This is a genomic window from Azospirillum endophyticum (genome assembly GCF_016595245.1).
Lineage (GTDB): Bacteria > Pseudomonadota > Alphaproteobacteria > Azospirillales > Azospirillaceae > Azospirillum > Azospirillum endophyticum.
In genome coordinates this window covers 58570-69890 of the sequence record NZ_JAENHM010000004.1, presented here as the reverse complement: position 1 = coordinate 69890, position 11321 = coordinate 58570, and the positions used below count along the sequence as shown (strand labels likewise).

10 protein-coding genes are annotated in these 11321 nt (G+C 67.4%); 6 read left to right on the top strand and 4 right to left on the bottom strand.

Annotation, left to right across the window (positions count from 1 at the left end; translation table 11 throughout):
• A partial coding sequence (locus JHL17_RS01505; protein ID WP_282189266.1) for a UDP-glucose/GDP-mannose dehydrogenase family protein occupies positions 1–290 on the top strand: 290 nt, incomplete at its 5' end.
• Between the two features lie 137 nt (positions 291–427).
• Here JHL17_RS01505 and JHL17_RS01500 read toward each other — a convergent pair.
• A complete protein-coding gene (locus JHL17_RS01500) occupies positions 428–1108 on the bottom strand; it encodes a DUF2076 domain-containing protein (RefSeq protein ID WP_200190286.1) in 681 nt (226 codons plus the stop codon).
• A gap of 423 nt (positions 1109–1531) precedes the next feature.
• Between JHL17_RS01500 and JHL17_RS01495 the strand changes: the two genes are divergently transcribed.
• The 4 genes from JHL17_RS01495 (at position 1532) to JHL17_RS01480 (ending at position 6747) form a co-directional block, all read left to right on the top strand.
• Positions 1532–3577 carry a tetratricopeptide repeat protein gene (locus JHL17_RS01495; protein WP_200190285.1) on the top strand — a complete coding sequence of 682 codons (2046 nt, stop codon included), beginning with the start codon at positions 1532–1534 and terminating at the stop codon, positions 3575–3577.
• Between the two features lie 186 nt (positions 3578–3763).
• Entirely contained in the window at positions 3764–4975 is a 1212-nt protein-coding gene (locus tag JHL17_RS01490; RefSeq protein ID WP_200190284.1) for a putative DNA modification/repair radical SAM protein, read from the top strand.
• Positions 4976–4986: 11 nt separating this feature from the next.
• The gene (locus JHL17_RS01485; RefSeq protein WP_200190283.1) at positions 4987–6420 is read left to right on the top strand and encodes a UdgX family uracil-DNA binding protein; all 1434 of its coding nucleotides are present in this window, start codon (positions 4987–4989) and stop codon (positions 6418–6420) included.
• 42 nt (positions 6421–6462) lie between these two features.
• Positions 6463–6747, top strand: a complete 285-nt coding sequence (locus JHL17_RS01480) for a ribbon-helix-helix domain-containing protein (RefSeq protein ID WP_200190282.1) — start codon at positions 6463–6465, stop codon at positions 6745–6747.
• A gap of 316 nt (positions 6748–7063) precedes the next feature.
• Here the strand turns inward: JHL17_RS01480 and JHL17_RS01475 are convergent, their stop codons facing one another.
• Positions 7064–7642, bottom strand: coding sequence for a hypothetical protein (locus JHL17_RS01475; RefSeq protein ID WP_200190281.1), 579 nt, complete (start codon positions 7640–7642; stop codon positions 7064–7066).
• A gap of 306 nt (positions 7643–7948) precedes the next feature.
• Positions 7949–8845 carry an AraC family transcriptional regulator gene (locus JHL17_RS01470; protein ID WP_200190280.1) on the bottom strand — a complete coding sequence of 299 codons (897 nt, stop codon included), beginning with the start codon at positions 8843–8845 and terminating at the stop codon, positions 7949–7951.
• 514 nt (positions 8846–9359) lie between these two features.
• On the opposite strand from JHL17_RS01470, the gene JHL17_RS01465 reads away from it, so the two are divergent.
• The gene (locus JHL17_RS01465) at positions 9360–10034 is read left to right on the top strand and encodes a glutathione S-transferase family protein (RefSeq protein WP_200190279.1); all 675 of its coding nucleotides are present in this window, start codon (positions 9360–9362) and stop codon (positions 10032–10034) included.
• 422 nt (positions 10035–10456) lie between these two features.
• Here JHL17_RS01465 and JHL17_RS01460 read toward each other — a convergent pair whose 3' ends face one another.
• Positions 10457–11230: an SDR family NAD(P)-dependent oxidoreductase gene (locus tag JHL17_RS01460; RefSeq protein WP_200190278.1), complete on the bottom strand. Its 774-nt coding sequence runs from the start codon at positions 11228–11230 to the stop codon at positions 10457–10459.
• Positions 11231–11321 lie beyond the last annotated feature (91 nt).

The following is an 11321-nucleotide window of genomic DNA, read 5'->3' as shown; positions in this document are numbered from 1 at the left end:
CGCCGGGACTGCGGCTGATGGAGATGCTGCTGGAGCGCGGGGCGGCGGTCGAGTACCACGACCCCTTCATCCCGGTGCTGCCGGTCACCCGCGAGCATGCGGCGCTCGCCGGCCGGGCCTCCGTCGCCTGGGATGCGGAGACGCTGGCCGGCTTCGACGCGGCGGTGATCGTCACCGACCATGACGGCCTCGACTATCAGGGCCTCGCCGCCCATTGCCCGCTTGTCGTCGACACTCGCAACGCCATGCGCGCCGTCGAGGGCTTCGCCGACCGTATCGTGAAGGCCTGAGGACGGGATGGAGCGGCCGGCCGTTGGAACGGCGTGAAACGCGCCGGGCAGTGGCGTTCCATCGGTCGGGAAAATCCCCTTCTCCCAGCTCCCGAGAGCGGCGCTCCGTTCAACGGAGCGCCGCCCGGGAAATAGGATCAGAGTTCCTCTTCGCCGCCGAAATCACTCCAGCCGCTGTCCTCCACCGCCTGTTCGGCATGGTCGGTGGCGGCGGTGGCCGCGTCGGTGGCGGCGCCGGCGGCCTCGCTGGCCATGGCCTCGCCGCCGGAGAACATGCTGGACAGCGCGCTGCCGATCAGCATGCCGCCGGCGACACCGGCCGCCGTCTGCATCGCGCCGGCCATGAAGCCGCCGCCGGCCCGCGGCTGCTGGGCATAGGCGGCGACGCGCGGGTCGCCGTAGGCCGGGGTGCCGGCGGGAGCGCCGGCGCCGGCCGGCGGGCGGCCCCAGGGCGAGCCGGGCGGCATGGCGGCGGCCGGGGCGGCGGCCGGGTATGACGGCTGCGGGGCCGGCCGGCTGCTGCCGCCGAACAGGCTGCCGAACAGCCCGCCGCCGCCGGATTGGGCCGGGGTGGGAGCCGGAGCGGCGGACCGCTCGCGCAGCTGGCGCTCCAGCTCCTCGTTGCGGCCCTGGGAGGCGGCGAGCGCCTGCTCCATCATCACGATGGACTGGGCCATCAGATAGGGAGCGGCCGGCTGGCGGGCGATCCGTTCGCGGATCAGCGCCTCGGCCTCGGGATCGCGCGGGCCGGATTGCGCCTCGGCCTGGTGCAGCTTGGCGAACAGGTCGTCGATGATCTGGCGTTCGGTCTGGTCCATGGCGATGCTCGTTCTCGATCGAAAGGTTGCGGAAATCACCCCGCCGCCGGCGCCGGCATCCCGAACGGGCGCAGGGGCGCCATCGTGCGCCGGAAAAGCGGCGCGCGTCGGGGAAGCGGCGGAGGCGGGGCGGGGAGGGCTGTCCGGGAAGAAGGTCTGGGAAGAGGACATCGGTCCCTCCAAGTGCGGTCACGCCCGTCGGCGCAAAGGCAGGTGAAGAGATCCGACATCGCGACCACGTCTAAGTCGCCAGAGGGGCCCGGATCCAGGTGATGAGGACGTGGCCCCGTCCCGCTTTCCTGTCAAGACGGCGGGGTGACGATTTGCATCCGGAAAATGACGGGGGGCGGCCCGCACCGGTGCCTGAACCGGTGGCTGGAACCGGCGTCTGGACCGGGGATCGGCCCCGCCCTATAAAGGGCGATGGCGACATTGCAGGAAGCCCTGGCCGCGGCGCTGGATCATCAGGAAGCCGGGCGCTTCGCCAAGGCCGACCTCCTGTATCGCCGCATCCTCGGGGCATCCCCCGGCCATCCCCATGCGCTCCACCTGTGGGGCATCCTGGCGGCCCTGACCGGACGGCCGGACGAGGCCGCAGCCCGGATCGGCCGGGCCATCGCCGTCGCCCCCGACATCGCCGATTTCCATGTCAATCTGGCGCGCATCGAGGCTGCGCTGAACCGGCCCGGCCGGGCCGCCCGCCATTACGCCATCGCCGTCGCCCTGCGGCCGGAGGAGGTGGAACCGCGCTTCCAGCTGGCCGGTCTGCTCCAGGATCTGGGCCGTCCGGACGAGGCCGACGAGCAGTATGGCGCCCTGCTGACGGTGGCGCCGCTCCACGCCAGCATCCACCTGAACCGCGCGCTGCTGCGGGAGGCGCAGGGGCAGGCATCGAAGGCGCGGGAGGGCTTGCGGGCGACGCTGGCGCTGGAGCCGGCGCATCCCAAGGCGCTGCTGCGGCTCGCCGCCATGGAACGGGAGCTGGGGCGGGGCGCCGTCGCCCTGGCCGTCCAGCGCCGCGGCATGACCGTCCTGCAGGATGCCGCGAACGGCATGCCGGATGCCGGGCTGTTCACGACCCTCGCCACCCTGCTGGCAGGGGAGGGGCTGCCGGTGCGGGCGGCCGAGGCCGCGCGCATCGCCGTGGCGCTCGCCCCCGACGACCCCGTCCTGTGGAACGAGCTTGCCAACCGGCTGAAGGGGCTGGGCCGGCAGGGGGAAGCCCTGGCGCAGTCGGTGGCCGGCCATGGCCGCGGGCTGGTCCTGCTGCCGGGCAACCCGGTGCTGCTGAACAACCGCGCCGACGGCTGGCTGAAGCTGGCCGAGCTGGAGCGGTCGGAAGAGGATGCGCGGGACGCGGTCGCCGCGGATCCCGGCTTCGCCGCCGGCTGGAACACGCTGGGCTCCGTCCTGATGGCGCAGGGACGGGCCGGGGACGCGCTGGACGCCTATGGGCAGGCGGTGCGGGTCGATCCCGCGAACGATGCCCGAATCAATGACCCGAACAATGCCCCAGTCGATGCCCAGGCGCGGTTCAACCGGTCCATCGCCCTGCTGACGCTGGGCCGGCTGGCGGAGGGATGGGACGACTATGAACAGGGCTGGGCCGTGCCGTCGGGACGGTTCCCGCGGGCCGGATTTCCCCAGCCGCCGTGGGATGGACGCCCGTTGAAGGACGGCGCCCTGCTGGTGTGGGGCGAGCAGGGGCTGGGCGACGAGGTGATGTTCGCCAGCCTGATCCCCCAGCTGGTGGAAGAGGGCGTGCACGTGGTTCTGGACTGCGACGCGCGGCTGGCTCCGCTGTTCGCCCGCGGCCTGCCCGGCGTCACCGTGGTGGCGCGTACGGACCCTCCCTCCGGCCGCCTGACCGCGCCGGACGTCGTGGCCCAGATCCCGGCCGGCAGCCTGCCGGGCCGGATGCGCCGCCGGATCGGGGATTTCGCCGGCCGCCAGCCCCCCTTCCTGAAGGCCGATCCGGAGCGGACGGCGGAGTGGCGGCGGCGTGTCGCCGACGGCCATGGAGAAGGGCGCCGTCTGGTTGGGATTTCCTGGAGCAGCAAGAACGCCGCCGTCGGGGCTCTGCGCTCCATCCCGCTCGGCCGGCTGGCCGAGGCCGTGGGCCGACCGGACGTGACGCTGGTCAGCCTGCAATACGGCGACGTCGCCGCGGAGATCGCCGCGGCCGGCGTCAGCGATCCGGGGCTGGATGCCTGGGGCGACATCGACGGGCTGGCGGCGCTGGTCGCCGCCATGGATCTGGTGGTGTCGGTCGACAATTCGACCGTCCATCTCGCCGGCGGGCTGGGTCGTCCGACCTGGGCGCTGCTTCCCCATGCCGCCGACTGGCGCTGGATGCAGGGGCGCCGCGACACGGTCTGGTATCCGTCGGTCCGGTTGTTCCGCCAGAACAGGGCGGGCGATTGGGACGGCGTGCTGCGCGATCTGCGCGAGGCGATCGGGGCAGGCTGAAGAGGACGGACCGGGGAGCGCGATTTTGCCTCCGCCATTCGGCTTGCCTTTTGCCTCGACAAGAACATATTGCGAACATGAGCGAGGGCGGGGACGCGGCGGCTCTCCGGAAAATCTTCCCTGTGCATCCCCCTTACCCCCGCCCTTTTCCCCAGGGGGGAGAGGGAAAATCAAGGAGCCTCCACGGTGGATGACGCGCTGCTCGACAAGCTCGAAATTCTGGCCGACGCGGCGAAATACGACGCCTCCTGCGCGTCGTCGGGGGCGAAGCGGCGGACGGGCGGGCCGGACGGCATCGGCTCCACCACCGGGGCCGGCATCTGCCATGCCTATACGCCGGACGGGCGCTGCGTCTCGCTGCTCAAGATCCTGCTGACCAACTACTGCCTGTTCGACTGCGCCTACTGCATCAACCGCCGCTCCTCCAACGTGCGGCGCGCGCGGTTCAGCGTGGAGGAGGTGGTGCGGCTGACGCTGGGCTTCTACAAGCGCAACTGCATCGAAGGGCTGTTCCTGTCCTCCGGCATCATCCGCTCGCCCGATTACACGATGGAGCAGCTGATGCTGGTGGCGCGCACGCTGCGGCGCGACCACGGCTTCGCCGGCTACATCCACCTGAAGACGATCCCGGAGGCCAGCCCCTGGCTGATCGAGCAGGCCGGGCTGTGGGCAGACCGGTTGTCGATCAACCTGGAACTGGCGTCCGACCGCAGCCTGAAGGAGTTCGCGCCGGAGAAGGACGGCACCTCGATCAAGGCGGTGATGGGGCAGGTCGGCGAGCGCATCCTGGAAGCCAAGGAGGAGAAGCGGCGCTTCTCCCCCGCCGGGCAGAGCACCCAGATGATCGTCGGCGCCGATGCGTCCACCGACCTGTCGGTGCTGGAGACCAGCGACACGCTCTATCGCCGCTATGGCCTGCGCCGGGTCTATTATTCGGCTTTCAGCCCGATCCCGGAGGCCAGCTCCGCCCTGCCGGCCAAGCCGCCGCCGCTCCAGCGCGAGAACCGGCTGTACCAGGCCGACTGGCTGCTGCGCTATTACGGCTTCACGGTGGAGGAGATCGCCGCCGGGGGCGAAAGCGGGATGCTGGACCTCGGCATCGATCCCAAGCTGGCCTGGGCCCTGAAGAACCGCGAGCGCTTCCCGGTCGACGTCAACCGCGCCGACCGCGAGATGCTGCTGCGGGTGCCTGGGCTGGGGGCGCGGGCGGTCGACAAGATCGTCGAGGCGCGGCGCCACACCAGCCTGCGGCTGGAGGATGTGGCGCGGCTGTCGTCGGGGCTGAAGCGGGCGCGCGCCTTCCTGATCGCCGCCGACCACCATCCGGGCGGGCTGACCGACCGCGCCGACCTGCGGCAAAGGCTGGTGGCGCCGCCCAAGCAGCTCAGCCTGTTCTGAAGAGCTTAGCCATGCGGCATGTGGAGTTGAAGGACGGCGCCGACCTCGACGGCTTCCGCCGCGCGTTGCGCGGGTTGGTCGCTTTGGGCGTCGATCCGGACGAGGTGGCGTGGAGCGGCGGTGCGGCGCCGTCGCTGTTCGGCGCCATTGCCGAAACCGGCACCGGTCCCCTGCCGGCCGACGCGCCGCCGGTTTCGCTGCCGCGCCCGGTGGGGGCGCTGATCGAAACCGTGGTCTGCCACCGCGATCCGGAACGCTACGCCCTGCTGCACCGGTTGGTGTGGCGGGCGTTGCGGGGGGAACGCGACATCCTCGACCACCATGCCGACCCGCTGGTCCATCGGCTGGCGATGCTGGACAAGGCGGTGCGGCGCGACCTGCACAAGATGCACGCCTTCCTACGCTTCAACGAGGTGCGCGACCCCGACGGAGCCGAACGCTATCTCGCGTGGTTCGAGCCCGACAACTTCATCGTCGAGGCCACCGCCCCCTTCTTCGTCGAACGGTTCGAGAGCCTGGTCTGGACGATCCTGACGCCGGTGGGCTCGCTGCAGTGGGACCGGCGGTCGCTGACATTCGGGCCGGCCGCGGCGAGGCCGGAGGGGCTCGACCGCGACGACCGCTTCGCCGAGGGCTGGCAGCGCTATTACGAAAGCACCTTCAACCCGGCACGGGTCAATCCCACGGCGATGCGGGCGGAGATGCCGCGGAAATACTGGGCCAACCTGCCGGAAGCGGCCGCCATTCCGGCGATGATCCGCTCGGCGCCCGCGCGCGTCCAGGCGATGGTCGAGGCGGAGGCCGCGGCGCCCCGCCACCGCAATCCCGACAAGGCCGTCGCCGCCATGGCCCGGCAGGAGCCGGCGACGCTGGCCGAGCTGAACCGCATCATCCGGGCGGCGGATCCGCTGGTGCCGGGAGCGACGCAGGCGGTACTGGGCGAGGGGCGGGAGGGGGCCGCCATCGCCATCGTCGGCGAGCAGCCGGGCGACCAGGAGGATGTGGAGGGCCGTCCCTTCGTCGGCCCGGCCGGACAGCTGCTTACCCGCGCGCTGGAGGAGGCCGGCATCGAGCGCAGCGCCGCCTACCTGACCAACGCGGTGAAGCATTTCAAGTTCGTCGCCCGCGGCAAGCGCCGCCTGCACCAGTCGCCGACCGCCGGCGAGGTGAAGCATTACCGCTGGTGGCTGATGAAGGAGCTGGGCTTCGTCCGCCCGCGCCTGGTGGTGACGCTGGGCGCCACCGCGGCGCTCGCGCTGACCGGGCGCAGCGTGTCCGTGCTGCGGGAGCGCGGGCCGATGGGATTCGGCGACTGGAGCGGCGTCGTCACCGTCCACCCCTCCTACCTGCTGCGCCTGCCGGCTGGGGAGGGGGCGGACCAAGCCTATCGCGACTTCGTCGCCGACTTGCGGCAGGCGCGGGAGATGGTGGAGGGGGCGGGTTGACGGCTCGGACGGGTATGATCAAATACTCCATCGGGAGGCGTCATGGCTGAGATCGAGCGTCTGACCATCACCTTGCCGGCCGCCATGGCAGCTGCCGTGAAGGGAGCCGTCGCTGGCGGTGACTACGCGTCGAGCAGTGAGGTCATCAGAGAGGCTCTGCGCGACTGGGTCGTGAAGCATGCCCTGCAGCGCCAAGAGCTCGCATCCCTGAAGGCGGACATCGACCGGGGCATTGCCGACCTGGCGGCAGGACGCCTGACGGACTTCGATGCAGACCGGATCGCCGAACGGGGAAAAGCATTATCCGCCCGCTCCCGCTCCGCCTGACCGAAGCGGCGGAAGCCGACCTCGCCGAACTCTGGACGCATGTGGCAGCGGAGTCCTCCGAAATGATGGCGACTGGCTTCGTCCGCGTCCTTCATGGCGTGCGCGACGCCGCGGCACTCGCCGCCCGTGGCGAATTCGAGGAATAGGGAACGGTTCGCAGCCGCAAGTCCGGCAAGGCCGTCACCGCCATGACCCGGCCAAGCAGTTTCCGATGCAAGCGCCGGGAAGGCCGGAATCAAGCCCAGCACCACATATCTTTGCCAATGCGATGAAGCATTTCAAAACCACCGGCGGTCAATGACGGCGACCGCCGGCATCAGTCCACGGTCCAGCGGCTCATCTGCGGAAAGGGCGGCAGGCCGTTGTTCCAGGCGGCGCCGACGAGTCCGGAAAAGCCGGTCATCCCGGACTGCGCCAGCATCACCGGACCGAAATGGGTGCCGCTGCCCAGCCAGACCTGGGTGGGATGATCCCCCTCATACTGCTCGTGATAGTAGGATCCGGGGAAGAAGACGCAGGCCGGCGAATATCCGAGATGCAGCGCCGCGGCATAGGACCAGGCCTGGGCCATCAGCTCCCCGTTTTCCGCCGCCCGCCGCAGCAGGGCGGCGGCGGGATCGCCGGCCTGCTCGGCCGCCTCGACCTGGGCCCGGGCATCGCCCTGGAGATCGCTGTTCAGCCGCGGCCAATAGGCCCGCGGGACGACGGCGATGTGCCCGGCCTCATGCAGCAGGTCGCCCGACCCGGCCAGCGTGTCGGGGTCGACATGGATCACCCCGGCATGGATGTTGACGCCGGGCAGGAAGCCTCCCGCCGCCCCGTCGCCATATTCGACGCCGATGCCGATGCCGCGCAGGAAGCCGGCTATGGGTTCCAGCGCTTCGGGATAATACATCCGCCCTCTCCGATTGTATGTTCTCGCCAAATTATCGCGGAAGGCGAACACCCAGGCAACAGGAGGCTTCGCAATCTCGCGATGCGGCTTCGTCAGCGGCCTGCAAACAGGTGCTCATACTCAGAGATATGTGCCGGACGGCGGACATCGCCGTACCCTGGCTGTCAAGGAGGAGTTGCACCGTGCTGATCATCGATGCCCCTCTCGCTCCACCGCCGATCAGTGTCTCTTGGTATTGTCTAGCTGACACCTATCTCGCTGTCCTCAATAGGACTCAACCGTTCCCGTATGTCTATCCAGGGCAGATCAATCTACGGAGAAGTGGATTTGCCTCCGCATCTGACGAATATCCCGGGCGGGCGGCGTGCCGAATTGCCGAAGATATTCGCGGCTGAACTGAGACGCGCTTTCATACCCCACCGCGAAGGCAACGGCCGATGTGTTGTGTTCGCCTTCCAACAGCAGCCGGCGTGCCTCCTGCAGGCGAAGCTGTTTCTGATACTGTAGCGGGCTGAGGCCGGTAATCCCTGAAAAATGTCGGTGCAGGCTCGCCCGACTCATGCCGCTTACCTCGCATAGGGCATCGATCCTCAAGCGCTGGTCGTGATTCTCCCTGATCCAGGCGATGGCGCGGCGAATGCGGGCCAGGGCTCCCTCAGGCTGCGCGATCTGGCGAAGAAGCCGACCTTGCGGGCCCTGCAGGAGACGATAAAGCAATTCCCGTTCAATGATGGGGGCAAGGATGGGAATGTCGGCAGGCGTATCCAGCAGCGAAAGCAGCCGAAGCAGCGCATCGCGAAGCTGGGCCGTCATAGGATTGATTGTAAGGCCGATGACCTTGCCTTCATTCTCCCGCACAGCCGGCATGGTGGTCGCCAGTTCTACCAGTAACGCGGGATCAAGCGTCAGCGAGACGGCAACATACGGGTGATGCCGGTCGGCATCGAGCACTTCACCCTTCAGCGGCAAATCGAGGGCGCTGACCAGATACTGCGAACTGTCGTAACTCAGCACGTTGTCGTTGATGGTGACCCGCTTGGAGCCCTGGAGAATGAAACAGACAATCGAACGGTAGAGGCACGGCATCTCACCGGTTGGATAGTGCCCGATACTCAGCTCCACACGCGGGATCGGCGTGAGCATCGTATGTGATGCGGCATGGCGCAAAGCGATTTCAAGATGCTGTTCATAGACGTGCGTCATGCCGGAATTATGTCTGCGCCCTTGGAATCCGGCAAGCAGGTTGAGTGATCGTTCGGAACTGTGACACCCCGACCTCCAGAGGCACGAGCCACGTCAGGCACCCGAGAATACGAGGCTCCGGCCGGGAGATGCTTTGGGTGCGTATAGCCAACAGCCATCGCCGCCGGCTCGACCGATGCATCGAGGGGCGCACCCGCTACAGACAAATTCCAAGCATTCAGTCAAATCGATTGAGACAATCAGGCAAGATCTTGAGCGTATCGGGCGAGTTCGGCAAACCAATCCACACTAGATTTGGGGCATCGAGACTGATTGTAGCGTTGGTACGGCGCGTGACAGTCGCGATGCAAACGCTTGGGGCGTTCAGGGTATCGCACTCGGTCGCACGGTGGCTGCCATTTTGACCGAGGCCTGCACTGGGCGAACGTCACCCTATTCGACATTTTGGACGGGCACTTGTCCATGTCCGGGACGCCGCTGCACATCCGTTTATCGCCAACTTGCAGAGATCCTTATGCCAACCACCAATCTGACGCTGATCAGCAATCCACTTTGCCCATTCGTTCAACGGGCGGCCATCGTGCTTCTGGAGAAGGGTGTGCCGTTCGACCGGATCAATGTCGATCTCGCGGCCAAGCCAGACTGGTTTCTTGCGCTTTCGCCGACGGGAAAAGTGCCGCTCCTCAAGGTTGGTCAGCCGGACGGGACGGACGCCATCCTGTTCGAAAGCATGGTGATCTGCGAGTACATCGAGGAAACCCAGGATGCTGCGCCGATGTATCCGGCCAATGCGCTGTTGCGCGCCCAGCATCGTGGTTGGATCGAATTCGCCACGCCGACCTATGCCGATGGCTGGCAGTTCCTCAACGCCACCGATATCGAGACGGCGAATGCGAAAAAGGCAGCGTTCCGGCAACGGCTCGAACGACTTGAGGCGGTGCTTGGGCCAGGGCCGTATTTCAGCGGCACCGCCTTCGGCATGGTGGATGCCGTGTTCGCTCCCCTCTTCCGCTATTTCGACATCATCGATCAAACGGTGTCGAAGCTGATGTTCGAGGATCTCACCCGCGTCTCGGCGTGGCGGGCGGCGTTGGCGGCGCGGGAGAGCGTCAAGGCCGCGGTGTCGGAAGACTATGCCGAGCGGTTCAGACACCACCTCCGTCGGCACTCGGCGATCCTTGCGGTCTGAGGGCTTCTTCCCAGCTCCAGCTCTCCTGGAGCCGTCTTTCGGGCGGGCTCCGAGGCAATGGTGCCGCCGTCAGCTTGGACAGGCGGTTGATCGGGTCCGCTGCCGTCTTCGCCGGACCGACTTGGAGGCGATGCGGCGAAACGCTCGCCAGCCAAGCCTATAGCCAGAAATGCGACGGTGAGGTTGGGGTAAATTATAGGACCCCAATCGAGATCCAGGGGGCCAGGATCATCAGCAGAAATTCCATGTAAAGAAATGCCGCCATGCAGGCTGGCCTCCGTCGCCAGCCCGCATTTTGAACCAGAACCCGACTTCGGTGGAGATTTCTCTTTCGACTCCAACCGAACGCAATGTTCTCTATCTGACGACTATCGCGCTTTCCTTCCTTTCTTTGCCATCTCTTCTTGGGTGTGGAAGATATATCAAATGCCTCTAGCGCCTGAGGCCAGGAAGCCGCCATCGACCGGCAGGGTGATGCCGGTCACGTAACCGGCGTCCTCGGACACCAAGTACATCACTGCCGCCGCAATCTCCCCGGTCGTTCCATAGCGGTTCATGGGAATTGCATTCTCGTACTCGCGGCGGAACTGGGCAGTGTGCAGCGTTCGCGTCATCGGCGTGTCCACCGGTCCGGGAGCGACGGCGTTTGCGGTTACCCCATGTTCGGCCAATTCAACCGCCATCTGCCGGGTCAGCGCGATCACCGCGCCCTTCGATGTGCCATAGGCCGTGCGTCCGCTGCCGACCGCACGCATGCCGGCCACCGAGGCGATGTTGACGATTCGCCCCCACTTGCGTCGTGCCATCAACCGTGCCGCCTGCTGGCAGCACAGGAAGGCGCCGGTGACGTTGACCGCCATCGTCGCGGCGAAGTTATCCAACGGGAAATCGAGGAACGGAAAGACCTTGGCGATGCCGGCCGAGTTGACGAGCACATCGCAGCGACCATGGCGCCGATCGATATCGGCAAAGGCGCCGGCCACGGAATCGGGATCGCTGACATCGATTTTCTGTGCCTCGGCCGACCCTCCCATCGCGCGCAGTTCGGCGGTGGTTGCGTGAGCTGCGGCCTCATCGCGATCCGCGACGATGACCATGATTCCGGCTGCGGACAGCCGCTGGCAGACCTCGGCGCCGATGCCCATCGCGCCACCAGTGACGACCGCAACGCGCTGTTCTGAAGTGGGCTGCTGCATATTCTCGCTTCCTATCAAGTAAAAGTGTCGGATGCCGCCGACGGTCAGACCATTGACCGGCCAGACCATCGGCGCGCTGCCGCGTGGTGCG

What these genes read in the sequence shown, in the direction of transcription:
- JHL17_RS01500 (WP_200190286.1), bottom strand. Translation starts at nt 1,108, where the DNA reads ATGGACCAGACCGAACGCCAGATCATCGACGACCTGTTCGCCAAGCTG.
- JHL17_RS01495 (WP_200190285.1), top strand. Translation starts at nt 1,532, where the DNA reads ATGGCGACATTGCAGGAAGCCCTGGCCGCGGCGCTGGATCATCAGGAA.
- JHL17_RS01485 (WP_200190283.1), top strand. Translation starts at nt 4,987, where the DNA reads ATGCGGCATGTGGAGTTGAAGGACGGCGCCGACCTCGACGGCTTCCGC.
- JHL17_RS01480 (WP_200190282.1), top strand. Translation starts at nt 6,463, where the DNA reads ATGGCTGAGATCGAGCGTCTGACCATCACCTTGCCGGCCGCCATGGCA.
- JHL17_RS01475 (WP_200190281.1), bottom strand. Translation starts at nt 7,642, where the DNA reads ATGTATTATCCCGAAGCGCTGGAACCCATAGCCGGCTTCCTGCGCGGC.
- JHL17_RS01470 (WP_200190280.1), bottom strand. Translation starts at nt 8,845, where the DNA reads ATGACGCACGTCTATGAACAGCATCTTGAAATCGCTTTGCGCCATGCC.
- JHL17_RS01465 (WP_200190279.1), top strand. Translation starts at nt 9,360, where the DNA reads ATGCCAACCACCAATCTGACGCTGATCAGCAATCCACTTTGCCCATTC.
- JHL17_RS01460 (WP_200190278.1), bottom strand. Translation starts at nt 11,230, where the DNA reads ATGCAGCAGCCCACTTCAGAACAGCGCGTTGCGGTCGTCACTGGTGGC.